We start from the raw sequence: 25,529 nt of genomic DNA, 5'->3' as shown, positions 1-25,529 counted from the left end.
ATAAGTTTCGGTATAACGTATATAGGCGAGCAAAAATACACGCCTTATTACTCACATTCAAGTCGCAGATTCTATCACAGGTTCTCTGAGCAAAGAGTGTATTAAGACTAAAGAATGTTAACAGTACCCTCTTTCACGCCCTATTGATTATTAACTCAGCACTTGAGATGCAAAATTTTGCGACAACAAACAAAAAGCTCGCGAAATGCGAGCTTTTTGATTTGCAGAGGTTATTACACCTTAGTCAAAAGTTGATTAACGGCTCCTAAGAACTCTGTTGGATCCTCAATAGAGCCTCGCTCCGCTAGCATTGCCTGACCAAGCAGAACTTCAACCCAGCGACCAAACGCTTCTTCATCGGCTTCGTCAGCCATACGCTTAACCAATTTGTGCTCAGGGTTTAGCTCAAAGATGTATTTCACTTCCGGCACAGCTTGACCAGCTGCCGCAAGAAGCTTCGCCATTTGAGTACCCATTTCGTAATCGTCCGTTACCACAACAGCAGGCGTAGATGCGAGTTTGAAGGTGGTACGAACTTCTTTCACACGATCGCCTAGGTAAGACTTCGTGCGCTCTACAACCGACTTAAACTCTTCTTCGGTTTCTTTTTGCTTCTCTTTTTCTGCTTCATCTTCAAACTGACTTAGATCAAGCCCAGCTTTAGTGATTGACTGGAACTGTTTACCATCAAACTCAGTTAAGTAGTTCATCAGCCACTCATCAATGCGGTCGTACATCAAGATAACTTCAATGCCTTTCGCTTTGAACTGTTCTAAGTGAGGGCTGTTTTTCGCAGCTGCATAGCTGTCTGCCGTCAAGTAGTAGATCTTACCTTGACCTTCTTTCATGCGCTCAACGTAAGACGCCAAGCCCACAGTTTGCTCAGAAGAGTCCACTTCAGTTGAGGCAAAGCGCAATAAACCTGCAACTTTCTCTTTGTTTGCAAAGTCCTCCGCAGGGCCCTCTTTCATCACAAGACCAAACTCTTTCCAGAATGATTGGTATTTCTCTTCGTCATTCTTGGCCATACGTTCAAGCATCGTTAGCACGCGCTTAGTACAAGCATTACGTAGAGACTGAGTCACTTTATTGTCTTGTAAGATCTCACGCGATACGTTTAGCGGTAAATCGTTTGAGTCTATTAAACCACGTACGAAGCGTAAGTATGACGGCATAAATTGCTCTGCATCGTCCATAATGAATACGCGCTGTACGTACAGTTTCAAGCCTGATTTGTGGTCGCGGTTCATCATATCCCAAGGTGCTTTCGATGGGATGTATAGTAAGCTCGTGTAGTCGTTTTTACCTTCTACACGGTTATGACTCCAGACCAAGGGATCGGCAAAGTCATGTGATACGTGCTTGTAGAACTCTTGATACTCTTCTTCTGAAATATCAGATTTGTTACGCGTCCACAGTGCCTGGGCTTTGTTGATTTGCTCCCACTTCTTCTCATCTGTTTCCTTGCCTTCGTCATCACGAACGACAGTTTGGATTGAAACAGGAATGCCGATGTGATCAGAGTACTTACTGATAACGTCACGTAGACGCCACTCATTCAAAAACTCTTTACCCTCTTCACGCATATGAAGAATGATGTCGGTACCACGTGACTCTTTGGTAATGTTTTCGATGGTGTACTCACCTTCACCCGCTGAGTGCCATTGTACCGCTTCATCAGCGGCTAGACCCGCAGCGCGAGTGCGCACGGTAACGGCGTCAGCAACGATAAATGCCGAGTAGAAACCAACACCAAACTGACCAATAAGCTGAGAGTCTTTGCTCTGCTCTTCAGATAGCTTTGAGAAAAACTCGGCTGTTCCAGATTTTGCGATTGTTCCTAAGTGCTCAATCACATCATCACGGCTCATACCGATACCGTTATCAGAAATGGTTAAGGTATTTGCGCTTTCATCAAACGACAGTTTCACGCAAAGGTCTGCATTACCTTCGTATAGATCTGGGTTAGATAACGCCTGAAAGCGCAGTTTGTCTGATGCATCTGATGCGTTAGAGATCAGCTCGCGCAAAAAGATCTCTTTATTTGAATAAAGAGAATGGATCATTAAATGCAGTAGTTGTTTTACTTCTGATTGAAAACCACGAGTTTCTTTATTTTGAGATACGGTTTCGCTCATGTGTGCTCCATAACATCTAAACTAATTGGCTTTTTCATAGGGACAAGTTTGTGACTTTCCCCTTGAAATCACCTTACCGAGATGTCATTTAACATGTGGCTGACAAATGTAAATTCAAGGTCAATATTGCTAAAAACGGTGTTTTTTTAGAAAATTTTAATTATCCTACCCGTCTAAAAGCATCTAAAATGTCGTGCGCACTCCAAGCGCCCCGGTAATTTTGTGACATAAATCACCATAATTACAACATCATCCATCTAAGAAGAACTAAATGACTAACATTGGCACCAAATTTCTACTTGCTCAAAGGTTCACCTTTGATCCAAATAGTAATTCGCTCGCTGACCAACAAAACGGCAACGACGTTGTACGATTAGGAAGCAACGAAAGCCGTATACTTCTGATGTTGGCAGAGAGACCAAACGAAGTTTTAACCCGTAACGAGCTTCACGAGTTTGTTTGGCGTGAGCAAGGTTTTGAGGTGGATGACTCAAGCCTGACTCAAGCGATTTCTACTCTGCGTAAGATGTTGAAGGATTCAACAAAATCTCCAGAGTTTGTTAAAACGGTACCTAAACGTGGCTACCAACTCATTTGTTCAGTGGAACGCTTGAGCCCATTTTCTACTGACTCTAACACTGACGTTGAAGAAACCGCTTCTGAACAAGAAGCGCCAGCAGTGGAGTTAGAAGCGAGCGATACACCACCAACAGAGATAGTGACCGATACTACTGCTGATCTTGAGCCTCAAGTAGAGCCGACTAAAACTCAGCCGAAGCCAGCATCTAACACGATTAACTGGCTACCGCGTGTCATTATCTTTTTGTCTCTGCTGCTTCCTGTTTGCGTATTGTTATTCACGAACCCTGCGGAATCCCAATTCCGTCAGATTGGTGAGTATCAAAGTGTACCGGTGATGACACCTGTAAATCACCCTCAAATCAACAACTGGTTGCCTTCAATAGAGCAATGCATTGAGCGCTACGTGAAGCACCATGCAGAAGACTCGTTGCCAGTGGAAGTGATTGCCACTGGTGGACAAAATAACCAGCTGATTCTGAACTACATTCATGACAGTAACCACTCTTACGAGAACGTAACACTGCGTATTTTCGCAGGTCAAAACGATCCAACAGACATCTGCAAATAAAGGAGGCCAATATGAAGATTAAATTAGCATCTGCGGTTTTGGCCGTATCCGTTCTTTTCAGTAGTTGGTTGTATTGGGGAAGTGACCTAAAAGTGGAGCAGCTCCTCACAGCAAACGAATGGCAGTCGACCATGGTGACAGTCATTACAGACAGCTTGCCTGACGATACTGTCGGCCCACTACGCCGAGTTAATGTTGAATCAAACGTGAAATATCTCCCTAATGGTGACTATATTCGCGTAGCAAATATAAAACTATTCGCTCAAGGTTCAACCGCAGAATCAACGATAAATATCTCGGAAAAAGGCCGCTGGGAAGTAAGTGACAACTATTTGTTGGTCTCGCCTTCGGAGTTTAAAGATATTTCATCTTCTCAATCAAAAGACTTTTCCGAAGCACAGCTACGTTTAATTACTCAAATTTTTAAGCTAGATGCGGAGCAAAGTCGTCGTATTGACGTCGTGAACGAAAAAACACTATTGCTCACTAGCTTGAACCACGGTTCTTCGGTACTGTTTAAAAACTAATTTTGATTGGATGATAAGGGGGCAAGACGCCCCCTTTGTTTTGCTTATGGATTGGCTAGATACCACTACTCTCTTTTTCGGTTCACTAATCGCCAACACGCTGGCTTCACTTTCCGGTGGCGGAGCAGGCTTGCTTCAATTCCCTTTACTCATCTTTCTCGGCTTACCGTTCTCCGTTGCGCTAGGCACACATAAAGTGGCTTCGGTCGCTTTAGGCTTAGGCGCAGCAAGCACGCATTTAAGATCAGGCACTATTAAATGGAAAGTCGCGCTCTACCTTATCTTGTCCGGCAGTATTGGCGTGATTTTAGGGGCTAACTTAATTGTACAGATCCCTGATGGTATCGCGGAAAAGATGCTCGGCACGATGATCCTAGCGCTGGGTATCTACTCGCGATTTAAGACATCGCTAGGCCAAGCTGAAGTAATACGCAACCGTCATCCTATTGGTTGGGTTATTGGTGGAATTGGCTTGCTGTTCATCGGCATCATTAACGGATCTCTTACCGCAGGTTCTGGTTTGCTCGTGACACTATTTTTGGTGCGCTGGTTTGGTTACGACTACAAACAAGCCGTTGCTTACACCATGATTTGTGTCGGCCTGTTTTGGAATGGCATCGGAGGCATTGCCGTCGTACAGGCAGGGGCGCCTATTCACTGGGCTTGGTTACCTGTTTTATTGTTAAGCTCTTTTCTAGGCGGCAGTTTAGGCGCATGGGCCGCGACTCGATACAGTAACAGAGTGATTAAAGTTGCATTCGAAATTCTCACGTTTGCGGTGGGCATCAAGTTGCTGGTTTAAAAAGATTAAAAGGAAAGTTTCATGGATAAAGCAATCATTGATATTTATTACTGCCGCCAGTGCAACTGGATGTTGCGTTCAACTTGGCTATCGCAAGAATTACTGCATACTTTTAGTGAAGAAATAGAAACAATCAGCTTACACCCGGACACAGGTGGTCGCTTCGAAATTTTCTGTAATGGCCAGCAAATTTGGGAACGGAAAAAAGACAGCGGCTTTCCTGAAGCCAAGGTGCTAAAACAGCGCGTTAGAGACATTATCGACCCAGAACGCGATTTAGGACATTCAGACACAAAATAGGGAGCAATTCGCTCCCTATTTTTTTACTTAGTAAAACCGTTAAATCATGGTTTGTGCTAATACTTCGCCTTCTGGCGTTTTTACCGTTAGCTTATTGTCTTCTAGAGTACCAAAGCTTCTCGGTAAGCCATTACGTGGGAATGTCATCGAGCCTGGGTTGAATATAATGGCTCCATCTTGCATCTCTGCGACGGGAACATGTGTATGCCCGTGGGCGATGATATCACCTTCGCGCAGTGGCGGCCGTTTTTCAGAGTTGTACAAGTGACCATGAGTCAAAAAGATTCTCTTGCCAGATTCAAGTAGCACCCATGAGTAATCCATCATCATTGGAAACTTCAATAGCATTTGGTCCACTTCACTATCACAGTTGCCACGTACAGAAATAATTTGATCACTGTATTGGTTCAATAAGTCTGCTACCTGTGGAGGGTTGTAGCCTTCCGGAATAGGGTTTCGCGGCCCATGGTTTAGCGTATCTCCTAGCAAAATCAGGTGGTGCGCACCAGAGGCCAGAAATAGCTCAATGGTTTCTTTAGTTGCTGGCAAAGAGCCATGCAGGTCTGAGGCAAAAAATAGTTTCACGACATTGTCTCCTCAAAAAGTATGAGGTCATTCTACGGCATTTTTTTAGCAGCTCAACCTACGACGGTTTGAATACTACTGATAGCGCAATGATTCAATGACCATAGGCAAAACATAGAACCATGCTGCATACGCTGTTCCAACCAACACCAGTATCCAAAACACCATCGACATAAATTTTGATTTGGCTAGATGGTGCAGCGGATCGGGCTCTCCGCATCCTGGACATGCATGAGCGCGTTTTGAGATTTGTTTCTCACACACGGGGCAAGAGACTAAAGGCATGATACAGATTCCTCGACATTAGGCTTAGGGCGCAAAGAATAATGGTGAATTAACACATATGCAACCTAACATATATTAAATATTTTAGTTCTTTGTAACAGTCGCTGACTTGAGAAAAAATTCGTTGATTTTTCATTTATATCAACCGATTACACTTCTTCTCGCACCATACCATTGATGACAATATTGTTATAACTCACCATCCCAATGACCTCGCCACTTTCAATGACCGGCGCTCTGCTTATGCCAAATCGCTCAAACAAACGGGCACAATATTTTACGTTCATATCTGGTTCGACACACAAAGCGGGCTTGGTCATGATTTCATAAATATTTGTGCGCTGAGGAGAACGATTATTCGCCAGCACCTTTTTGGCGATATCATTCATCAACACGATGCCATATTCATCATTATCATCTCGCTTTTTCACCACCAGCGCTTTGACTTGGTATTTTTTCGCTAGCGTTATGCCTTCGTATACGGTCATCAGTCCATCAACCATTACATACGTTGCCGCCATAACATCTCGAACTCTAATTATCGTTTGATCACTCATAATTCATCCTCGACTACTTTGGTCAATGTCTCGACTTGATGCGCGACACCGACTGCATCTTCAATATCGATCTGAATAGCAATCCCCTGTCCCGACTCTCTGTCAAATTCACCAACCTCATTAATGGTCTCTAATATGTGTCGAGATAGATGTTCCTCGACCACAAACAGCAGCACATCTTTTTGCACTTCTAACGTTAAACCAAAAAACGTTCGCTTTTGATTTAAACCTTGCCCGCGAGCATTGTTAATCACTGTTGCACCGGTCGCACCAGCATCGCGTGCAGCGTCCAACACCTTGTCTGTTTTGCTGTCTTCCACAAACGCAAGTATCAATTTAAAGCGCATTTTCTTCTTCCTCCGAGACGTTTTTATTCAGCCACTGGGTTATTTGCGCATAGCCCATCACAGAGATCATAGGAAATAGACTGGCAAACGCGATCAAGCCAAAGCCATCAATCATTGGGTTTCTTCCAGGGACGGTCGAAGCAAGCCCTAACCCTAATGCAGTTACAAGTGGGACAGTGACGGTAGAAGTTGTTACGCCTCCAGAATCGTAGGCGAGTGGAACAATAAGCTTAGGAGCGTAAAACGTTTGAATCACAACGACGATGTAACCCGCGATGATGTAATAATGAATGGGATCGCCCACGACAATCCGGTAACTCCCTAATGCAATACCAATTGCCACCCCAAACGCAACGGCTACGCGCAAGCCGTTAATACTGATACTGCCTCCAGAGACTTGGTTTGCTTTTATCGCTACAGCGATTAAAGAAGGCTCTGCAATCGTGGTACTAAAGCCTATAAAAAAGGCGAAGGTGTAAACCCAATAATAGTCGACCCACATTAAGGCTTTCCCTACCGATACTTTGAACTCTTGTAAAAACTCCGGCGCCGTTAATTGCACAGCCATCGTCTCCCCAAGTGGAAACAACGCCATTTCTAATCCAAGTAAAAAAAGAGCTAACCCGAAAATCACATAAACGAACCCAAGCAAAACTTTCTTAAGGTTGCTAACAGGACGCCTTAACACGGCTAACTGAAAACCAAAAATAATGCTGGCGATGGGAACGACGTCTCTAACGGTCGATAATAAAGTGTCTAGGAAATGATCAATTGAAATCATGTTACGACCATTCCGTAAACCATCACAAACATCATCGGTAACAGCGAGGCAAAAGCAATTAAACCAAAGCCATCCACCATAGGGTTGCGCCCTTTAATAGAAGACGCTAAACCGACGCCCAGAGCAGTGACCAAAGGTACTGTTATGGTGGACGTGGTTACACCTCCGGAATCGTAAGCGACGCCAATAATGGCTTCAGGTGCAAACCACGTCAGTATTACAACGCCTACATAGCCACCAATGATCATGTAATGAATCGGCCACCCTTTTAAGATACGCAAAACGCCGATAACGATGGCTATCCCCACAGAGAGAGCTACTGTTACTCGAAGTCCTTCTCCGTAATCCTGCATGGACTGCTCTGAGTTAGCGATCATTCCGCCCTCAGCCGCAACTTCTGAGGCTTCTTCCGCTACCGCGGTTAATGCAGGTTCAGCTATCGTGGTGCCAAACCCCAAACAAAACGCAAAGACTAATAACCAAAACACGCTGCCTTTTTTTGCAAAGGCTTGAGCCATACTCTCTCCGATAGGAAAAAGACCAAGTTCTAGGCCAAAGATAAAAAAGGTTAATCCTAAAACGACAAGCAACAAGCCAAAAAGAATGGAGACCAGGTTGGGCAGCGGCTCTTGCAAAACGACTAATTGGAAAAAAGTGATAACAATGATGATGGGTAATAAGTCACGAGCACTATTGAGGAGCGCTCGAAAAAGCGCAACAAATGCTTCCATGCCTATCCTCCTTGATTGTGCAAACTGATTACGCTCGTTCCAATGAGCGATAACTTCTAGTCTGGCATAGATTTCACTCTTCTACCGTGAATGCACTAGCGCCATCTATAACATTTAGTTACATATTTTCTAATATGTGAAGTTAATAGTATCTCTGCCAGCTTGTCACTATCCCAGAAATAATGGTGTTGAGATGATCAAGCTAAGCACAAAGCGACTATAATGTTCTAATACGTGTACATTCAAAGAGATAACATGAAGATATTACTCACAGGTGGCACTGGGTTTATTGGCTCGGAGTTGCTCAAGCTGCTATCAACTCACCAAGTTATGCTACTTACACGCTCTCCAGAGCGAGCAAAACAACGCCTACAGCATGCTGATCTGGGTAATATCGAATACCTTGACTCGCTCGAGTCGTTCGCCGATCTCAATCACGTTGATGCCGTCATTAATCTTGCAGGTGAGCCTATTGCGGATAAAAGGTGGACCAGCGAGCAAAAAGAAAAAATCTGCAAAAGTCGTTGGAAAATTACCGAGCAAATTGTTGAGCTGATCCACGCAAGTACCGAACCTCCCTCTGTTTTTATTAGTGGCTCGGCAGTTGGCTACTATGGTGATCAACAAGACCATCCGTTTGATGAGTGCTTACATGTTAATAGCGACGACTTTCCTCACGAGGTTTGTGCAAAGTGGGAGCAAATAGCCAAGCGCGCAGAGTCGGAACAAACACGGGTTTGTCTACTGAGAACTGGCGTGGTACTCGGCCTTAATGGTGGTGCGTTGGCAAAAATGCTATTACCTTACAAGCTTGGCGTAGGCGGCCCACTTGGGAACGGTAATCAGTACATGCCTTGGATTCACATCCTAGATATGGTCCGCGCCATCATGTACTTGCTTGAAACACCACATGCCCACGGTGCATTCAATATGTGCGCCCCCCATCCTGTGACTAATCGTATATTCAGCGGCACACTAGCTAAAACGCTAAAACGTCCGCATATCTTGTTCACGCCTAAATGGGCGATGGAACTCCTAATGGGAGAATCTTCCTGCTTATTGTTTGATAGCATGAGAGCCAAACCCAAAAAACTCACCGAACTGGGCTTTAAATTTAGCTACTCCAGAATAGAGCCAGCACTCAAGCACTTGCTTCAGGACCGGAGCTGATGAATGATGGCTCTAATCAAGGTTTCTGAGTCTTAAATTAAATTATGAAAAAGTCGATTCTTATTACGGGTTGTTCAACCGGCATCGGTTACGTGTGCGCTCACGCCTTACAAAACAAGGGATTTAATGTCATTGCATCTTGTAGGAAAGAACAAGATGTCCAGCGCCTAATTAATGAAGGGCTAACCTGCATCAATCTAGACCTAAATAGCCCAGAAAGCATTTCTTCGGGCGTGAAGCAAGCGCTAGAGTTAGCAGAAGGTAAGCTTTACGCAGTGTTCAATAATGGTGCCTATGGTCAGCCCGGAGCACTGGAAGACTTACCCACCGAGGCTCTTCAAGATCAATTTCAGACCAACTTTTTTGGTTGGCACCAGTTGGTCAGAGAGGTGCTTCCTCATATGCGCCAGCAAGGCGAAGGACGCATCATACAAAACAGCTCTGTTCTTGGTTTTGCCGCAATGAAATACCGTGGCGCCTATAATTCATCAAAATTTGCCTTAGAAGGCTGGACAGATACGCTCAGGCTAGAGCTTGCGGATACGAATATCAAAGTGGCATTGATAGAACCAGGACCGATCGAAACTCAATTTAGAAACAATGCATTACGAGCCTTTGAGAAGTGGGTTGATATTGAATCTAGCCCCCATCGTCATGCTTATGAAGGACAAAGAGAGCGACTCAACAACGACAAGTCTAATAATCGATTTGTTTTGCCTGCAGAGTCTTGCATCGCACCAGTTCTTCATGCATTAACTAGCGTTTCACCGAAAATTCGTTATCGAATTACTACACCGACTAAATTATTCGCAGTCTTGAAAAGACTATTACCAACCCGTGTACTTGATAAAATTTTGCGACAGGCTGCATAAAAAAGTTTTGTCGAAATGTAATTTCACCGTAACAATGTGATGTCATTATGAACATGTAGGTTAAAAAAACCTCAACTAAACGAATCAATTTCTACGCAATTCAGCGGGGATTCTTTCGCCCAAAGTGATTGAGTTGCTTAGATTTGGTATCGCCACCCATTACGTTTTGTAGCAATGTTTATACTACTGCGAGGCAACAATGACATTAAATCAGCTTAACTGGCTTAGTGTGGGTGTAGTGTTGACCATGTTCATCCTATTTTGATACCGCACTAACAAATAGCATTAGAATTGCGCTGCTTCGGCAGCGTTTTCTTTTTATCTAACACCTGAGCAGCAATAACCTCACTCTATTACCTCACGTTTTCTCAAAATAGAATGATTCATTATTGATGGTGAATGTCGCTTGAATTTCACCTAAATCAACTCCATATCTAATATCAACGACAAGACACAAGGCAAGGATACTCTGATGCAATCCCCATTTATCGTTGAGATAACAGAACAGAACTTTCGCGAAACGCTTGAAGGATCAATGAACACGCCCGTTTTGATCCACTTTTGGGCCAACGCTCAGCCAGAAAGCGCACAGATACTCCCTGAGTTGCAATCTCTTGCTCAACAGTACAACGGTGCATTTACGCTTGCTCTACTAAATTGTGAAGATCAGCCCGCTTTAGCGTCTCAATTTGGCGTGCAAGTATTGCCAACTATCGCGCTGTTTATAAATGGTCAAGCCGTCGATGGTCTGGGAGGCCCCCAGCCAATTGATGCCATTGCTACCATGCTACAAAAGCATTTGCCAAGCCCAGATGAACAACTATTAAAACAAGTCAGTGAACTTCTTCAGCAAGGTGAGCATGCTCAGGCTTTGAGCATCATCCACACTTTGCCGCCAGAGCTGCAAGAGCGTGGTGATGTGAAACTCGCGATGGCTGATTGTTTGCTAGAAACCAAACAATTTGATATTGCCCAAGAACTACTGAACGCTATCCCTCTCGAGTATCAAGATAACTACTACAAGAGCCTAATAGCCAAGCTCGAGCTGCATTTGCAGGCTGCAGATAGCCCTGAGTTACAGCGACTAGAACAAGCATACGCAGCAGACATGGCAAACTTCGAACTCGCTTGTGAATTGGCGGTACAATACAACCAAGTTGGTCGGGATGAAGAAGCGTTGGAACTGCTGTGGAATATTCTTAAAAAAGACTTGGGCGCCCAAGACGGTGACGTGAAGAAGACTTTTATGGATATTCTCAGTGCGCTAGGTCAAGGTAACGCATTAGCAAGCAAATATCGTCGCCAGCTTTACTCAATTTTGTACTAAGCGCAGCATTCTTCTAGGAATAAGACAACAAAGGCCGGGATTTCCGGCCTTTGTCATATAAAAAACCAATAACCTCTCAAAGGTCTCAGAACTTCAATTGTCTATTGTCTATAAATAGGTAAAAATGGATCGAATATTATGCACTTAAGGGAATAACTCATGCCAATTGATTCACTGATCACCATCGGTATTTTCGTCGTTCTTGCTGTCGTTATCTTATCTTCAGCCATTAAAACGGTTCCGCAAGGAAACAACTGGACAGTTGAACGCTTCGGACGCTACACCCACACATTAAAGCCGGGTTTAAACTTGATCATTCCATTCATTGATAAAGTTGGTCAAAAAGTAAACATGATGGAGCGCGTTCTCGATATTCCTGCGCAAGAGGTCATTTCAAAAGATAACGCTAACGTGGTTATTGACGCTGTCGGATTTGTTCAAGTGATCGATGCTGCAAAAGCGGCTTATGAAGTCAACGACTTAGAACACGCTATTAGAAACTTGACCCTTACGAACATTCGTACCGTTTTAGGTTCAATGGAACTGGACGAAATGCTGAGCCAACGCGACATGATCAACTCTAAGCTGTTGGCGATTGTTGACCAAGCAACAAACCCTTGGGGCGTAAAAGTCACACGAATTGAGATTAAAGATGTCCAGCCACCAGCCGATCTGACCGCTGCAATGAATGCGCAAATGAAAGCCGAGCGTAATAAGCGTGCGGAAATTCTTGAAGCAGAAGGGGTTCGCCAAGCTGAGATATTAAAGGCCGAAGGTCATAAACAATCAGAGATATTAAAAGCTGAAGGCGAAAAGCAGTCTGCTATTCTCCATGCAGAAGCACGTGAGCGTGCCGCGCAAGCAGAAGCAAAAGCGACTTACATGGTTTCCGAAGCCATTGCAAAAGGTGACATGCAAGCCGTCAATTACTTCATTGCACAGGGTTATACCGAAGCGATCAAGAGCATTGGTCAAGCCGAAAATGGTAAAATCATTATGCTTCCATTAGAAGCAACCGGACTAATGGGCTCGGTTGCAGGGATAGCAGAAATGTTTAAACAGCAAGATAAAGAATAATTTATGGACTTTTTTAGTTTGTTGGAAGGTATCTCTTTCTGGCATTGGCTAGCGTTTGGCTTTGCTCTTTTAGCAGTTGAGCTACTTGGTACCGCAGGGTATTTTCTCTGGCTCGGGATGTCTGCACTTATCGTTGGAGCCATCATGACCGTTTTGCCAATGAGCTGGCAATTGCAATGGCTTTGCTTTGCAAGCTTCAGCTTAATCACCACCTGGCTTTGGTGGCGACGACAATGGTCTAAAGACAAGCAAGAAGACCAAGAAAGAGATCTGAACCAAAAGTACAAGCAGTTAATTGGGCGTACTCTTATCCTTGAAGAAGACTTTTCCGTCGGGCTCAATCGCATCAAGGTAGCCGATACCACATGGTCCGCACAATCGGATCAAGCACTTCCAGCCGGTACCCGCGTAAGAATCACCGATGTTGAAGGTATTATTTTAATCATTGAGCCTGATTCTAATTAATTTATGCCAAAGTAATGGGGCAAATCATGCTCCATTACTTTAATCTAAACAACTGCTTTCATTTCATTACCTTAATTAAAATCGAGAAAAAAATAAGTATTAGTAATATTATTAATACCCTACCTCCCATTTCCTATTATTTAATTATTCAACACACGACAATCAATAAGATAGAAATATATCTAGGTAAATTATCGATCTAAATTTATTTTAAAAAATAAAACTTTATTGAATTATTTTTTGATCTTTTTATCCTCGGATACATACTTAACGCATAAGCATTTAAGTTGAGTGCTTTTTATTTGGTAAGTAAGAGGATGTACTATGAATAAGCTTCTCTTTTTAATGTTGTGCGGTATTTTTTCTTTTTCTTCCTTTGCCTACAACAACGGAAACGGCGGTACAACTAATTTGGGACCTATAGTCGAATGTAAGATGCCAAGTGGCGACGTTACGAATATTCCAAGTGAAATGTGTCGATTTAGAGGTGGGGAATGGGAATAGTAAAGAAGTAAGAGCTTAGTTTGATATAAGAGCCCTATTCAACCTTGCCTTTCTGCGTAGTCACGGTTTATACAAGCACGTAGATATTTAAAGTTTATATTAAGGTGATTATTATGAGATTTTTATCTGGTCTATTAGTAATATCTTTTGCCATAATTCCGTTAACCACTCATGCTAATGGTGCATCCGGTGGTCGTACGTTAGGCCCAGAGATAAAGTGTGAGTTGCCAAACGGTAATGTACATATGTTGCCACCGTTATATTGCAAAATATACGACGGCCGAGAAGTGAAATAGAAAAGGAGCCTAGCGGCTCCTTTTATTATCTAATTAAGTATTAGTGGAAGCTGTAAGGGATAAGAACTTGTAGACGTAAGTCTGTTTCATCCGCATCGCCAGCACCTGCGTACTCATCACGTTCTAGGATTGTACCGTGTAAACGAATGGTAGAACCTTTAAGCGCGCCACTTTGTAGTGAGTAAGATACTGTTGCGTTAACTGCGTATTCGCTTTCGTAATCCCAGTCACCTGATGCTCCGCTTGCTGCAGAGTCAGCGCCAGTACCGTAACCAAAGCCTAGGTAGTAGTTCCAGCCGTTACCTTGGTTGTAAGATAGACGGTTGTACCATGCTAGCTCACCCGCTTTGTTCCAGTCAGACAGCGCGTCCCACCACTGAGACCAAGTACCATTGTTCATACCATATGTATGAATAGTACGAGGAACGAAGTCCGCACGGTTATCTGTGTCTGTGTAGCGCAACTCAGACATCCAAGCTAGCTTGCCGAAAGATTGATTCAAAGATAGACCAGTGTGGAAACCTAGACCATCGTATTTCACATCATCGTCAACACCGTAGAAATCAAATGCTAGAGTTGTACGGTCACTAACAGTGTACTTCAAGTAAGCCTTGTAAGAAGTGTTGTCAGTTTCGTTGTGGTAGCTAGTTACTTGACCTGCACCCCAGTCAACACCATTTGCATATTGAACGCCAGTAGCTTGACCCAAACCAAGTTGCATAAACAAGCTGTCAGTTAGGTTACCGTTTAGGCCTAGAGAGTGTAGGTAGCTCCATGAAGTGTCAGACCAAAGCGCTGGTGCGTAATCATCTTCGTGAAGCAGCCAAGGTGCTGTAAATTGGTCTGCGCCAAAGTAGCTTAGGTTGAAATCACCAAGTTTAGCGTTTAGTTCGAAACCACGGTAAGTACCAGGTACAAAGCTCCAAACGTTACCGATTGTACCGTTACCACCAGCCTGTAACATACCGAAACGAGCATTAAAGTTTTCGTTTGCTTTGAATTTCAGCGCTGCTTTGTAAACTTTAAGCTGCTGACCATCACCTGCACCCCAGTCTAGGTTGTTACAAGTTGAGATTTCGTTACATAGGTAGCCTTCGTTTGAATTGTAAAGACTATCGTTGTAAAGATCGCCAGAGTAGTAAGCCGCAACATCTGCGCCCACCCAACCATCGTGGTAGCCAGAAGTGAAGTCTAAAATTGCGTTGTAAGAAGAGTAGTTTAGACGACTCCAACGGTCACCATTTTCACCGCCGGGCTTACCTGTTGTACGAGTTCGTGAACGAGTATCAACTATGAATAATGCATTCAGACTTGAGTCTTGCATAAATTCGTTCACTTTCTCTACGTACTCGCCACCTGCTGCACTTTCAGTAGACGCTGTAGCTGGAGCGACAGCAACAACACCAAACATTGCTGCGGTTAACGCTGAAACCTTAAAAAATTTGTCCATGGAAAAACTCCTAAAAATGGATATAGCTGTATTTTTCTATCTCACCTTTAGTTGGCCGCCGAAGGAGAGAAGTAAATTCCTGATCAAACCTCATTATTTCTAATTTGGCTTTTTTTAGTTCCTGCATACACACCGTGTATCCACGTGATTAAGACTAACTTCGCAGCTAAAAACATCCAAATGGAACTTATTTTTTTTCTAAAAAAATATGAGCCACTCCAAAGTTCCATATAACTTATTGATCCAGATCTTATTTTTAACAACATCAACACAACACAATAAATTATTATTTAAAATCAAACACTTAAATTGAACTCAAAAGTATCAACTTGAAGTCACTCGCAGACTAAAAAAGCCCCAAAAACCAATAACCCAAGGTTCGATCTTGATCACTGAAAAGAACAAAGGCATCAATTACTCAATAAAAAAACACTTAATTATGAACAATAAAAAGCCCCGCATGCTTACCATACGGGGCTTTTAGTTATTTTTTAGCTTTTTTGAGAAGACTTAATTCATCAGTTCGAGTAAGTCTTGTTCTGTTTTAATTTCGATACCCAGTTCTTGTGCCTTTGCGAGCTTCGAACCTGCATTTTCACCAGCAAACAAAATATCGGTTTTCTTAGAAACACTACCCGTCACTTTAGCCCCCAGTGCTTGGAGGGCTTCTTTGGCTTCTGTACGCCCCAGTTGAGAAAGTGTTCCCGTTAATACTACTGTTTTACCTTCTAATGGTAATTCCCCCACCTGCTCAGTAGTATTAATCTCTGGCCAATGAATTCCTTGTTCAAGCAAATCTTTAACCACCGCTTGGTTCTGTTCTTCACTAAAGAAAGTCGTAATATGTTGAGCAACCACAGCACCGATGTCTTGCACTTCAATCAACTGCTCTTCGGTAGCATTTTGGATCGCTCCCAACGTTTTAAAGTGCATTGCTAAGTTTGCTGCGGTTGCCTCGCCAACTTCACGGATCCCCAGTGAATACAAAAACCGAGGTAAAGTTGTTTCTTTGGATTTTTCTAACGCATTCACAATATTCTGCGCAGACTTTGGCCCCATGCGATCTAGTACGGTTAAAATCCCCGCTGATAACTTAAATAAGTCAGCAGGAGTTTTCACCATCTCACGATCAACAAGCTGCTCGATCACTTTATCGCCTAAACCGTCAACGTCTAACGCTTTACGAGAAACAAAGTGTTTTAGCGCTTGTTTGCGTTGGGCTTGGCAAACTAAGCCCCCCATACAACGTGTTACCGCTTCTCCTTCGATCCGCTCAACATGCGAACCACAAACAGGACACTGAGTTGGGAAAACAATATCTCGAGCTGTTTCTGGTCGACGCTCTTTGATGACAGATACGACTTGCGGAATAACATCGCCAGCACGGCGGATCACAACGTGATCACCAATCTTGACCTGCAGACGTTCTATCTCATCTGCGTTATGAAGCGTCGCATTACTTACCGTTACCCCGCCAACAAATACAGGCTCTAGTTTAGCAACAGGTGTAATCGCACCAGTGCGACCGACTTGGAACTCCACTTCATTCAGTGTCGTCATTTCTTCCTGTGCTGGGAACTTGTAGGCAATCGCCCAACGTGGAGCGCGAGCAACAAACCCCAGACGCTCTTGCACGGCAATATCGTCAATTTTAATAACGACACCATCGATCTCATAAGGGAGGGCATCACGACGCTGCAATATATCTTGGTAGTAAGCTTTTACATCCGCCAAGCTTTCAACTCGCTTAGTTTCCGGACACATTGGCAGTCCCCAAGATTTGATTTGCAAAAAGCGTTCGTAATGACTTGCTGCCAATTCTGCGCCTTGCACCACGCCTACACTGTATGCATAGAAGCTAAGCGGACGAGAAGCCGTAATACGTGAATCCAATTGTCGTAAGCTACCTGCCGCAGCGTTACGTGGATTAACAAAGATTTTCTCGCCTTTCTTCCTTGCTAATTCATTGAGCTTTTCAAACCCAACTTTCGGCATAAAGACTTCACCACGAACTTCAAGACGATTTGGCCAGTCATTACCTCTGAGTTTTAAAGGAATGGCTTTAATCGTACGCACATTCTCTGTGATGTTTTCACCCGTAGTACCATCGCCTCGAGTGGCCGCCTGAACTAAAACGCCATTCTCATATAACAAACTTACGGCGAGTCCATCCAATTTAGGCTCACAACAGTATTCTTTCACACTCTGGCTGCCCACGCGCTCTTGTGCGCGCTTGTGGAAACTATCGAGTTCACTATCATCAAACGCGTTATCAAGCGAAAGCATCGGTACTTCATGTGTCACTTGGCTAAACGCAGAGAGAGGTTGCCCACCGACACGTTGGCTTGGCGAGTCTACGGTTATTAAGTCAGGGTTCTCAGCTTCAATATCCAGTAACTCTCGCATTAAACGGTCGTACTCGGCATCAGGGATCTCTGGGTTATCTTCCACGTAGTAACGCACAGCGTGGTAATGCAACGACTCTTTTAGTTCTTCTAGTCGCTGAAGTACTGATTCAGACATAGTAAAGCCCCGTGTATTTTCAATCGGTGAGGTTGGGAAATCCAAGAAAAAGGGCTCCATCCGGAGCCCTATTATTATTTGCAGTTAAGATTATGCGTTAGCGGCATTAAACTCAACTATTTGACGTCGATAAGATGCTAAACGATCTGGCGTCATTAAGTTGCGCTGGTCATCAAGTACGTTACCACCTAAATCATCAGCAATTTGCTGCGCAGTTCGGAGCATTAAGTTGAAGTTCTGTTCAGCCTCGCCATAACAAGGCAATGTCATGAAGAATGAAATACCCTTCGTTGTAAACTCAGCAGGATCAGCATGTTCAAACGTACCAGGGTGCATCATATTAGCGACGCTAAACAGCACTTTGCCGTTACCGGACAAGTCGACATGACGGTGGAAAATATCCATCTCGCCATAAATTAGACCGTTTTGTTGCATACTTTCAAATAAAGCAGTACCAACAAATGGCTCTTCACCCGCACAGTGCACATTCAATACAATCACTTGCATTTCAGGTTCTAGCTTTGGCTCTTCCTTAGGCTCTGCAACGACAGGCTCACTAACCGTTTCGACTTGCTGTTCTTTCTCCGTAATATCAAACGCGGCGGGAATAGCGTCTTCTTCCACAGCGGGCTGGAATGGCTCTTCAGCTACTGTTGCTTGAACAACAGGCTCAACGTCCTCTTCTTTATCTTTTTCTGCACCAAATGAAGGGATGTCATCCGGCTCCTGCTGCGTCTGTTTGACTTCAGATGGGCCACCGAATAACGGGTCAGATTCAAACTTGTTGTCGAAAGAATTCGCCATCCCAAAATCTGGTTCTTTGCGATCTTTGCGAATGATCTCAAAGTCATCTTCAGGAGCGGGAGCGAAGTCTCGTTCTTTCTCAACAAGATCATTTTTGTCTTCTTGGTTAACATCCAGCTTACCAAGTGGCTTGTTACCAAACTTTGCTTTGCCTTCTTTTTTACTGCTCCATAAACCATGAAACAGTAATGCCGCGATGGCTAATGCGCCAACAACAATGAGTACGAATCGCAATTCCTGCATTATTTACTCTCAATATACTTGTTTTTACTACTCGCAGTTCCTTGAGCAGCAACCCAAGTGCAATAAATCTGAATGATACGTTTACTTTACCAAAACTATATGTAGATTTAGAACAACTTAATGCAAGAAGTTCCGTTTTTTGTTGTGATTCTTGCCACGATTCCACTTAACAAGACGTCATTTGTCAGGGCATTGAAAGAAAAGTCCTCACAGGTACAATGAGTTTTCATTTACACGAAGCCAAAATAGACATGAAGCAAAACAATCAGCAGAGAACCGGGTTCGGTTATTTTCTATACGGGATACAATTGGCACTTGCCCCTAAAATCAGGCGCTTTGTCATCTTACCTCTACTTGCAAATATCTTGCTTGTAGGTGGTGCCATCTTCTATCTATTTTCAAACCTTAATATATGGATAGAAGGCTGGATTGGGCAGCTGCCTGAGTTTTTATCCTGGTTAACTTACATTCTTTGGCCTTTACTCGCTCTGACGATACTCGCTACCTTCTCCTATTTTTTCAGCACGCTCGCGAACTTTATCGCCGCGCCATTCAATGGCCTCTTGGCTGAAAAAGTGGAAGAGTACTTAACGGGACAAAAAGTAAATGATGATGGTTTCACTGCCGTCCTGAAAGATGTTCCTCGCGTTTTAGCTCGTGAGTGGAGAAAGCTCCTTTACATTTTACCTAAAGCAATAGGCCTATTCCTGTTATTGCTCATCCCTGCCCTTGGACAAACAGTAGGCCCATTTTTATGGTTTATCTTTACCGCCTGGATGCTCGCGATTCAATATTGTGACTACCCGTTTGATAACCACAAAATCCCATTTAACGACATGCGTTACAAATTGAAACAAAAGCAAGGTAAGGCCTATGGCTTTGGGGTATTGGTGTCTGTATTTACGACGATCCCAATTTTGAACCTCATTGTCATGCCTGTAGCAATATGTGGTGCAACCGCTATGTGGGTCGCGGAGTTTAAGCACCAACGATAGTCGATTAGAGATTAAGGAAAGGGATCAGCGTCAGCTTTTCCCTTTTCTTTTATCAAGTTCTGGGCCAACCTAATAAGATATAACTTTTTAATCCTTTTCCCTTTTTTTCATACCGCATATTCTTCTATCCATATTCACACAACGTGTAATGAAGGAACATCACTATGAGCAAAATCTACGAAGATAACTCTCTTACTATTGGTAATACACCTCTCGTTCGTCTAAACAAAGTAAGTAAAGGCAAAGTTCTCGCGAAAATTGAAGCGCGTAACCCTAGCTTCAGTGTTAAGTGCCGTATCGGTGCAAACATGATTTGGGAAGCAGAGAAAGCGGGGCTTCTTAAGCCAGGTGTAGAGCTTGTAGAACCTACCAGTGGTAACACAGGTGTTGCTCTAGCATTCGTAGCGGCTGCTCGCGGTTACAAGCTAACATTGACCATGCCTGAATCAATGAGCCTAGAACGCCGTAAGCTACTAAAAGCACTAGGCGCGAACCTTGAGCTGACTGAAGCGGCGAAAGGCATGAAAGGGGCGATTGCTAAAGCAGAAGAAATCGTAGCAAGCAACCCTGAGAAGTACCTACTTCTTCAACAATTTGACAACCCAGCGAACCCAGAAATCCACGAAAAGACTACGGGCCCTGAGATTTGGGAAGCGACAGACGGTGAAATCGACGTATTCGTTGCTGGTGTTGGTACGGGCGGTACTATTACAGGTACTAGCCGTTACATCAAAGGTGAAAAAGGCAAAGCCATCACTTCTGTTGCAGTTGAGCCAGCAGAGTCTCCGGTTATTGCACAAGCACTTGCTGGCGAAGAAATCCAACCTGCCCCACACAAAATTCAAGGTATCGGTGCTGGTTTCATCCCTGGTAACCTCGATTTAGACATTATTGACCGTGTTGAGCAAGTTACCTCAGAAGAAGCGATTGAGATGGCTCGTCGCCTAATGGAAGAGGAAGGTATCCTAGCTGGTATCTCATCTGGCGCAGCGGTTGTTGCAGCGAACCGACTTGCGGAACTACCTGAATTTGAAGGAAAAACAATTGTAACTGTCTTGCCAAGTTCCGGTGAGCGTTACCTAAGTACAGCACTCTTTGCAGGTATCTTTACCGAAAAAGAGAACCAACAATAATATGTGTTCAAATCAATTTTTAGTTTAAAAAAGCCCCGTTTAGGGGCTTTTTTGTTGATCCCTGCCCTACCTTTGGTAATATCAGGGTGTTTTATTTCTAGCTTCAAAATAAAGAAGCAGAACACAAAAAGGTTTCAAAGTGATTACGCACGCAAACAGTTGCGTAGTTACCAAACTTTTGACTAGTATCAGAACTGACGCGCTTTGAACTCTTCCCGTGCTAGCGCACAAGATGTAAAGCAGTTAAGCTAAAATCTGGTCACAAACTAACAAAAAAATACATTTATTGGGGTATATCACATGTACGAGAAGCAAGTAGAAATCACAGCAGAAAACGGCCTTCACACTCGTCCAGCTGCACAGTTTGTTAAAGAAGCAAAAGCATTCGACGCAGACATCACTGTGACTTCTAACGGTAAAAGCGCTAGCGCTAAGAGCCTGTTCAAACTACAAACACTAGGCCTAGTAAAAGGTACTCAAGTTACTATTTCTGCTGAAGGCCCACAAGCTCAGCAAGCAGTTGACCACCTAGTTGCTCTAATGGACCAACTACACTAATCCGGTCTCCTACTCCAGAAGCCATTTTGTGAAAGCAAAATGGCTTCGTTGGAAATAGGCTCAAAACTAAGCTAAAACTATTCGTTAGCGCACCCATTATTCTCCCGTTTTATAAAGTTGACCAAACTTAAGGTAAGGCTATGATTTCAGGCATCCTAGCATCTCCTGGTATTGCAATCGGTAAAGCACTACTACTTCAAGAAGATGAAATTGTCCTAAACACAAACACTATTTCTGACGATCAAGTAGAAGCTGAAGTTCAGCGTTTCTTTGACGCTCGTAACAAATCTGCAGCTCAGCTAGAAACTATCAAGCAAAAAGCGCTTGAAACGTTTGGCGAAGAAAAAGAAGCGATCTTTGAAGGTCACATCATGCTTCTTGAAGACGAAGAGCTAGAAGAGGAAATCCTAGCACTTATCAAAAACGACAAGATGACTGCTGATCACGCTATCCACTCAGTGATCGAAGAGCAAGCATGTGCTCTTGAGTCTCTAGACGACGAATACTTAAAAGAGCGTGCAACTGACATCCGCGATATCGGTTCTCGTTTTGTTAAGAACGCACTAGGCATCAACATTGTTTCGCTTAGCGATATCAACGAAGAAGTAATTCTTGTTGCTTACGACCTAACGCCATCTGAAACTGCACAAATCAACCTAGACTACGTGCTTGGTTTTGCTTGTGATATCGGCGGTCGTACTTCTCACACTTCAATCATGGCTCGCTCACTTGAGCTTCCAGCTATCGTTGGTACTAACGACATCACGAAGAAAGTTAAGAATGGCGACATGCTGATTCTTGACGCAATGAACAACAAGATTGTTGTTAACCCATCAGAAGCTGAGCTAGAAGAAGCGAAAGCGGTTAAAGCAGCATTCCTCGCTGAAAAAGAAGAGCTAGCGAAACTGAAAGACCTACACGCAGAAACGACTGACGGTCACCGTGTAGAAGTTTGCGGTAACATCGGTACAGTGAAAGACTGTGACGGTATCCTTCGTAACGGCGGTGAAGGTGTTGGTCTGTACCGTACTGAATTCCTATTTATGGACCGTACTGCGCTACCAACTGAAGAAGAACAGTACCAAGCGTACAAAGAAGTTGCGGAAGCAATGAACGGTCAAGCTGTGATCATCCGTACTATGGATATCGGCGGCGATAAAGATCTCCCATACATGGATCTTCCAAAAGAGATGAACCCATTCCTAGGTTGGCGCGCTGTACGTATCAGTCTGGATCGTCGTGAAATCCTTCGTGATCAGCTACGTGGCATTCTACGTGCTTCTGCACACGGCAAACTGCGTATCATGTTCCCAATGATCATCTCTGTCGAAGAAATCCGTGAGCTTAAGAAAGCGATCGAAGAGTACAAAGAAGAGCTACGCGCTGAAGGCCACGCGTTCGACGAAAACATCGAAATCGGTGTTATGGTTGAAACTCCTGCTGCTGCTGCGATCGCACACCACTTAGCGAAGGAAGTGTCTTTCTTCTCTATCGGTACAAACGACCTAACTCAGTACACACTAGCGGTTGACCGTGGTAACGAGATGATTTCTCACCTATACAACCCACTATCACCTGCTGTACTTACTGTGATCAAGCAAGTTATCGACGCTTCTCACGCAGAAGGTAAATGGACTGGTATGTGTGGTGAACTTGCAGGTGACGAGCGTGCAACACTTCTACTTCTAGGTATGGGTCTGGACGAGTTCTCAATGAGCGGTATCTCTATCCCTAAAGTGAAGAAAGTAGTTCGTAACTCTAACTTCGCAGAAGTGAAAGCAATGGCTGAAGAAGCCCTTTCTCTACCGACAGCAGAAGAAATCGAAGCCGTGGTAGAAAAGTTTATTGCTGAGAAAGCTCAGTAATCGGTAGTACCAAGTAATTCAATACTTAATGGCCATTAGACGGCGAAAAAAGTCGTCTAATGAGCTATATTGGTATACTATAATTCGACAGAATAAAACCAAACCTTAGGAGCATGACACAATGGGTCTGTTTGACAAACTTAAGAAGCTTGTATCTGATGACAGCGCTGACGCTGGTGCTATCGAAATCATCGCGCCACTTTCTGGTGAGATTGTAAACATCGAAGACGTGCCAGATGTTGTTTTCGCTGAGAAAATCGTTGGTGACGGTATTGCTATCAAGCCAGCAGGCAACAAAATGGTAGCTCCTGTAAACGGTACTATCGGTAAGATCTTCGAAACTAACCACGCGTTCTCTATCGAGTCTGACGACGGTGTTGAGCTTTTCGTTCACTTCGGTATCGACACAGTTGAACTAAAAGGCGAAGGCTTCACACGTATCGCTGAAGAAGGTCAAACTGTCAAAGCTGGCGACACTGTAATTGAATTCGATCTAGCTCTTCTAGAAGAGAAAGCGAAGTCAACGCTAACTCCAGTTGTTATCTCTAACATGGACGAAATCAAAGAGCTAAACAAGCTTTCTGGTTCTGTAACTGTTGGTGAAACTCCAGTTTTACGTGTAACTAAGTAATTTTTACTTAATCGAGCACGAAAAAACGCTGCCATTGGCAGCGTTTTTTATTACCTGAAATTTTATTTCTGATCGACTTACATCAATGAAATCCGCTCAGCTAAGTAATCCAAGTGCCGAACTCGACCTTTGCTTTGCCTGAGCCAATAATGCTGTTGTCGCATCTTGGAGCACTTGAGAACGCACCATTTCCGTAGATTCTCTTGCGAAGTCTGTATCTCTTATTCGACTCTTGGACTCTGTAACACTCCGATTCACAGTATTTAAGTTATCCATCGAGCCGTTTACACGGTTCTGAAAGCTGCCAATTTCACTTCGGTGCGAATCAACGTACTTAATTGCTGTATCAATCACCCCAATTGAAAGCTGAGCCTTACCTGCCGTCGACATATCAATGTCATCCATTGTGACTAATTGACCAGCGCTCACATCAAGCTCATCCGCTAAACTCCCTTCGAGAACCACACCCTCTGGCGCCTCCATCGTAGAAGAGAAGAATTGCAGTTCGTTGTTTTCCGTTACTGAAGCATTCACTATCGATTGTTGAGCATTGATGTAAGTGGCGACCTGTTCTATACGGTCACCCAATTTGAGTCCAATGGATTCCGTTTGGGTTTGCCCTTTACTGTCTTGGTATTCGACTTTGAGAGTTTGGTTATCTCCAGTGACTCGCCAATCTTTATCGACCGCATCACCAACATAATGCAGCCCTCCCATCTCTGGGATATGGCTACGCATGTTACGTAACGTCAAAGAGATTGAATTAGCGTTCGCGCCAATATGGAAACTTTGTGAACCGTAAGATCCATCAAACAGGTTTTTATCCGCAAATGTTGTCGTGATCGCGACACGATCAAGCTCATCTTGCAGCGCTACGACCTCATATTGAATACTTTGCCGATCACTTGAGTCATAACTGCCGTTTGCTGCTTGAAGCCCCAGAGAGCGTAAGCGTTGCAATATGTCACTGCTTTCGTGCAATGCTCCCTCCGCTGTTTGAGCAACAGAAAAAGCGTCGTGCGCATTTCTTAAGGCGACATCAAGCCCTCTCGTTTGTACATGGAGAGTATTCGATATCTGTAAACCTGCCGCATCATCGCTCGCCGAGTTGATTCGAAACCCCGAAGTTAGGTTGCGTTGTGACTCAACATTTTGCGCAGCTGCTTGACTCAGGTGTCTCTGCGCCACCATCGCAGAAACATTGGAATTTAAAGAGATCATCTAATCGATATGAATGCCTTATCGAACATACTGTCAGGACACATCTGAATCGTTATAGCCAATAAGCAAAAAGCCAGGGATGAGCCTGGCTTTGGTTTCTTGCTTTGTTAAATTGATTAACCTAGCAGACTTAGCGCTGAGTTAGGCGCTTGTTTCGCTTGCGCAAGGATTGAGCTTGACGCTTGCGATAGA

At 43.8% G+C, this 25,529-nt stretch carries 26 protein-coding genes; 15 read left to right on the top strand and 11 right to left on the bottom strand.

Annotated elements, in window-relative coordinates:
- Positions 1-233 precede the first annotated feature (233 nt).
- Positions 234-2,138 carry a molecular chaperone HtpG gene (gene htpG, locus R7040_RS15385; protein ID WP_213896438.1) on the bottom strand — a complete coding sequence of 635 codons (1,905 nt, stop codon included), beginning with the start codon at positions 2,136-2,138 and terminating at the stop codon, positions 234-236.
- Between the two features lie 271 nt (positions 2,139-2,409).
- Between htpG and R7040_RS15380 the strand changes: the two genes are divergently transcribed.
- From R7040_RS15380 to R7040_RS15365, 4 genes are read left to right on the top strand one after another with little or no spacing between them, the layout of a single operon-like run.
- Positions 2,410-3,288, top strand: a complete 879-nt coding sequence (locus tag R7040_RS15380) for a transcriptional regulator (RefSeq protein ID WP_005382092.1) — start codon at positions 2,410-2,412, stop codon at positions 3,286-3,288.
- A gap of 11 nt (positions 3,289-3,299) precedes the next feature.
- Complete coding sequence (toxS, locus tag R7040_RS15375) at positions 3,300-3,815, top strand: transmembrane regulator ToxS (protein ID WP_005382091.1); 516 nt, start codon at positions 3,300-3,302, stop codon at positions 3,813-3,815.
- A 46-nt stretch (positions 3,816-3,861) separates the two neighbouring features.
- Positions 3,862-4,617, top strand: coding sequence for a sulfite exporter TauE/SafE family protein (locus tag R7040_RS15370; RefSeq protein ID WP_053307523.1), 756 nt, complete (start codon positions 3,862-3,864; stop codon positions 4,615-4,617).
- Between the two features lie 21 nt (positions 4,618-4,638).
- Positions 4,639-4,917 carry a SelT/SelW/SelH family protein gene (locus R7040_RS15365; protein WP_005382088.1) on the top strand — a complete coding sequence of 93 codons (279 nt, stop codon included), beginning with the start codon at positions 4,639-4,641 and terminating at the stop codon, positions 4,915-4,917.
- Between the two features lie 39 nt (positions 4,918-4,956).
- Here R7040_RS15365 and yfcE read toward each other — a convergent pair whose 3' ends face one another.
- The 6 genes from yfcE to R7040_RS15335 form a co-directional block, all read right to left on the bottom strand.
- Positions 4,957-5,502, bottom strand: a complete 546-nt coding sequence (gene yfcE, locus R7040_RS15360; RefSeq protein ID WP_017634822.1) for a phosphodiesterase — start codon at positions 5,500-5,502, stop codon at positions 4,957-4,959.
- A gap of 75 nt (positions 5,503-5,577) precedes the next feature.
- Positions 5,578-5,787 (bottom strand): hypothetical protein, encoded by a 210-nt coding sequence (locus R7040_RS15355; RefSeq protein ID WP_005382086.1) that lies wholly within the window; start codon positions 5,785-5,787, stop codon positions 5,578-5,580.
- Positions 5,788-5,936: 149 nt separating this feature from the next.
- A complete protein-coding gene (locus R7040_RS15350; RefSeq protein WP_005382085.1) occupies positions 5,937-6,344 on the bottom strand; it encodes a CBS domain-containing protein in 408 nt (135 codons plus the stop codon).
- Positions 6,341-6,691 carry a P-II family nitrogen regulator gene (locus R7040_RS15345; protein ID WP_005382084.1) on the bottom strand — a complete coding sequence of 117 codons (351 nt, stop codon included), beginning with the start codon at positions 6,689-6,691 and terminating at the stop codon, positions 6,341-6,343. Before R7040_RS15345 ends, R7040_RS15350 begins: the two co-directional genes overlap by 4 nt.
- The gene (locus tag R7040_RS15340) at positions 6,681-7,472 is read right to left on the bottom strand and encodes a DUF1538 domain-containing protein (RefSeq protein ID WP_005382078.1); all 792 of its coding nucleotides are present in this window, start codon (positions 7,470-7,472) and stop codon (positions 6,681-6,683) included. The genes R7040_RS15345 and R7040_RS15340 overlap by 11 nt, the downstream gene beginning before the upstream one ends.
- Positions 7,469-8,203 carry a DUF1538 domain-containing protein gene (locus tag R7040_RS15335; protein WP_005382077.1) on the bottom strand — a complete coding sequence of 245 codons (735 nt, stop codon included), beginning with the start codon at positions 8,201-8,203 and terminating at the stop codon, positions 7,469-7,471. Before R7040_RS15335 ends, R7040_RS15340 begins: the two co-directional genes overlap by 4 nt.
- A gap of 255 nt (positions 8,204-8,458) precedes the next feature.
- On the opposite strand from R7040_RS15335, the gene R7040_RS15330 reads away from it, so the two are divergent.
- From R7040_RS15330 to R7040_RS15305, 6 genes are all read left to right on the top strand, one after another.
- Entirely contained in the window at positions 8,459-9,373 is a 915-nt protein-coding gene (locus R7040_RS15330; protein WP_318096901.1) for a TIGR01777 family oxidoreductase, read from the top strand.
- Positions 9,374-9,417: 44 nt separating this feature from the next.
- Positions 9,418-10,245, top strand: a complete 828-nt coding sequence (locus tag R7040_RS15325) for an SDR family oxidoreductase (RefSeq protein WP_064353702.1) — start codon at positions 9,418-9,420, stop codon at positions 10,243-10,245.
- A 472-nt stretch (positions 10,246-10,717) separates the two neighbouring features.
- Entirely contained in the window at positions 10,718-11,572 is an 855-nt protein-coding gene (locus tag R7040_RS15320) for a co-chaperone YbbN (RefSeq protein ID WP_005388628.1), read from the top strand.
- A gap of 159 nt (positions 11,573-11,731) precedes the next feature.
- Positions 11,732-12,649: an SPFH domain-containing protein gene (locus R7040_RS15315; protein ID WP_213896440.1), complete on the top strand. Its 918-nt coding sequence runs from the start codon at positions 11,732-11,734 to the stop codon at positions 12,647-12,649.
- Between the two features lie 3 nt (positions 12,650-12,652).
- Positions 12,653-13,114: an NfeD family protein gene (locus tag R7040_RS15310; protein ID WP_005382058.1), complete on the top strand. Its 462-nt coding sequence runs from the start codon at positions 12,653-12,655 to the stop codon at positions 13,112-13,114.
- Positions 13,115-13,731: 617 nt separating this feature from the next.
- Positions 13,732-13,914: a hypothetical protein gene (locus R7040_RS15305; RefSeq protein WP_021707681.1), complete on the top strand. Its 183-nt coding sequence runs from the start codon at positions 13,732-13,734 to the stop codon at positions 13,912-13,914.
- Between the two features lie 40 nt (positions 13,915-13,954).
- On the opposite strand, the gene R7040_RS15300 is transcribed toward R7040_RS15305, so the two are convergent.
- The 3 genes from R7040_RS15300 to zipA all read right to left on the bottom strand — a co-directional run bounded on the left by R7040_RS15300 (position 13,955) and on the right by zipA (position 18,934).
- Positions 13,955-15,364: a hypothetical protein gene (locus R7040_RS15300; RefSeq protein WP_005382055.1), complete on the bottom strand. Its 1,410-nt coding sequence runs from the start codon at positions 15,362-15,364 to the stop codon at positions 13,955-13,957.
- Positions 15,365-15,874: 510 nt separating this feature from the next.
- Entirely contained in the window at positions 15,875-17,887 is a 2,013-nt protein-coding gene (gene ligA / locus R7040_RS15295) for an NAD-dependent DNA ligase LigA (RefSeq protein ID WP_017634827.1), read from the bottom strand.
- 90 nt (positions 17,888-17,977) lie between these two features.
- Positions 17,978-18,934 (bottom strand): cell division protein ZipA, encoded by a 957-nt coding sequence (gene zipA / locus R7040_RS15290; protein ID WP_115385804.1) that lies wholly within the window; start codon positions 18,932-18,934, stop codon positions 17,978-17,980.
- A 251-nt stretch (positions 18,935-19,185) separates the two neighbouring features.
- Here zipA and cysZ point away from each other — a divergent pair, with 251 nt between their 5' ends.
- The 5 genes from cysZ (at position 19,186) to crr (ending at position 24,116) form a co-directional block, all read left to right on the top strand.
- Entirely contained in the window at positions 19,186-19,929 is a 744-nt protein-coding gene (gene cysZ, locus R7040_RS15285) for a sulfate transporter CysZ (protein ID WP_025998633.1), read from the top strand.
- Positions 19,930-20,093: 164 nt separating this feature from the next.
- Entirely contained in the window at positions 20,094-21,062 is a 969-nt protein-coding gene (gene cysK, locus R7040_RS15280) for a cysteine synthase A (protein ID WP_005382045.1), read from the top strand.
- A gap of 300 nt (positions 21,063-21,362) precedes the next feature.
- The gene (locus R7040_RS15275; RefSeq protein WP_005382043.1) at positions 21,363-21,620 is read left to right on the top strand and encodes an HPr family phosphocarrier protein; all 258 of its coding nucleotides are present in this window, start codon (positions 21,363-21,365) and stop codon (positions 21,618-21,620) included.
- Between the two features lie 140 nt (positions 21,621-21,760).
- Positions 21,761-23,485, top strand: coding sequence for a phosphoenolpyruvate-protein phosphotransferase PtsI (gene ptsI, locus R7040_RS15270; RefSeq protein ID WP_005389298.1), 1,725 nt, complete (start codon positions 21,761-21,763; stop codon positions 23,483-23,485).
- 121 nt (positions 23,486-23,606) lie between these two features.
- Positions 23,607-24,116: a PTS glucose transporter subunit IIA gene (gene crr / locus R7040_RS15265; RefSeq protein WP_005382041.1), complete on the top strand. Its 510-nt coding sequence runs from the start codon at positions 23,607-23,609 to the stop codon at positions 24,114-24,116.
- A 96-nt stretch (positions 24,117-24,212) separates the two neighbouring features.
- Here crr and R7040_RS15260 read toward each other — a convergent pair whose 3' ends face one another.
- Positions 24,213-25,337 (bottom strand): flagellin, encoded by a 1,125-nt coding sequence (locus R7040_RS15260; protein ID WP_213896442.1) that lies wholly within the window; start codon positions 25,335-25,337, stop codon positions 24,213-24,215.
- Positions 25,338-25,529: the final 192 nt, after the last annotated feature.

The sequence above is a fragment of the Vibrio sp. 1069 genome (genome assembly GCF_033340555.1).
This window is presented reverse-complemented; position numbering and strand designations above follow the sequence as displayed.

Coding starts and splice junctions, on each gene's coding strand:
- htpG (WP_213896438.1), bottom strand. CDS start 2,138: ATGAGCGAAACCGTATCTCAAAATAAAGAAACTCGTGGTTTTCAATCA.
- R7040_RS15345 (WP_005382084.1), bottom strand. CDS start 6,691: ATGCGCTTTAAATTGATACTTGCGTTTGTGGAAGACAGCAAAACAGAC.
- R7040_RS15330 (WP_318096901.1), top strand. CDS start 8,459: ATGAAGATATTACTCACAGGTGGCACTGGGTTTATTGGCTCGGAGTTG.
- R7040_RS15380 (WP_005382092.1), top strand. CDS start 2,410: ATGACTAACATTGGCACCAAATTTCTACTTGCTCAAAGGTTCACCTTT.
- R7040_RS15355 (WP_005382086.1), bottom strand. CDS start 5,787: ATGCCTTTAGTCTCTTGCCCCGTGTGTGAGAAACAAATCTCAAAACGC.
- R7040_RS15260 (WP_213896442.1), bottom strand. CDS start 25,337: ATGATCTCTTTAAATTCCAATGTTTCTGCGATGGTGGCGCAGAGACAC.
- cysZ (WP_025998633.1), top strand. CDS start 19,186: ATGAAGCAAAACAATCAGCAGAGAACCGGGTTCGGTTATTTTCTATAC.
- R7040_RS15315 (WP_213896440.1), top strand. CDS start 11,732: ATGCCAATTGATTCACTGATCACCATCGGTATTTTCGTCGTTCTTGCT.
- R7040_RS15310 (WP_005382058.1), top strand. CDS start 12,653: ATGGACTTTTTTAGTTTGTTGGAAGGTATCTCTTTCTGGCATTGGCTA.
- R7040_RS15325 (WP_064353702.1), top strand. CDS start 9,418: ATGAAAAAGTCGATTCTTATTACGGGTTGTTCAACCGGCATCGGTTAC.
- R7040_RS15320 (WP_005388628.1), top strand. CDS start 10,718: ATGCAATCCCCATTTATCGTTGAGATAACAGAACAGAACTTTCGCGAA.
- cysK (WP_005382045.1), top strand. CDS start 20,094: ATGAGCAAAATCTACGAAGATAACTCTCTTACTATTGGTAATACACCT.
- toxS (WP_005382091.1), top strand. CDS start 3,300: ATGAAGATTAAATTAGCATCTGCGGTTTTGGCCGTATCCGTTCTTTTC.
- zipA (WP_115385804.1), bottom strand. CDS start 18,934: ATGCAGGAATTGCGATTCGTACTCATTGTTGTTGGCGCATTAGCCATC.
- R7040_RS15350 (WP_005382085.1), bottom strand. CDS start 6,344: ATGAGTGATCAAACGATAATTAGAGTTCGAGATGTTATGGCGGCAACG.
- R7040_RS15305 (WP_021707681.1), top strand. CDS start 13,732: ATGAGATTTTTATCTGGTCTATTAGTAATATCTTTTGCCATAATTCCG.
- ligA (WP_017634827.1), bottom strand. CDS start 17,887: ATGTCTGAATCAGTACTTCAGCGACTAGAAGAACTAAAAGAGTCGTTG.
- R7040_RS15365 (WP_005382088.1), top strand. CDS start 4,639: ATGGATAAAGCAATCATTGATATTTATTACTGCCGCCAGTGCAACTGG.
- R7040_RS15340 (WP_005382078.1), bottom strand. CDS start 7,472: ATGATTTCAATTGATCATTTCCTAGACACTTTATTATCGACCGTTAGA.
- R7040_RS15300 (WP_005382055.1), bottom strand. CDS start 15,364: ATGGACAAATTTTTTAAGGTTTCAGCGTTAACCGCAGCAATGTTTGGT.
- ptsI (WP_005389298.1), top strand. CDS start 21,761: ATGATTTCAGGCATCCTAGCATCTCCTGGTATTGCAATCGGTAAAGCA.
- crr (WP_005382041.1), top strand. CDS start 23,607: ATGGGTCTGTTTGACAAACTTAAGAAGCTTGTATCTGATGACAGCGCT.
- R7040_RS15370 (WP_053307523.1), top strand. CDS start 3,862: ATGGATTGGCTAGATACCACTACTCTCTTTTTCGGTTCACTAATCGCC.
- R7040_RS15335 (WP_005382077.1), bottom strand. CDS start 8,203: ATGGAAGCATTTGTTGCGCTTTTTCGAGCGCTCCTCAATAGTGCTCGT.
- R7040_RS15275 (WP_005382043.1), top strand. CDS start 21,363: ATGTACGAGAAGCAAGTAGAAATCACAGCAGAAAACGGCCTTCACACT.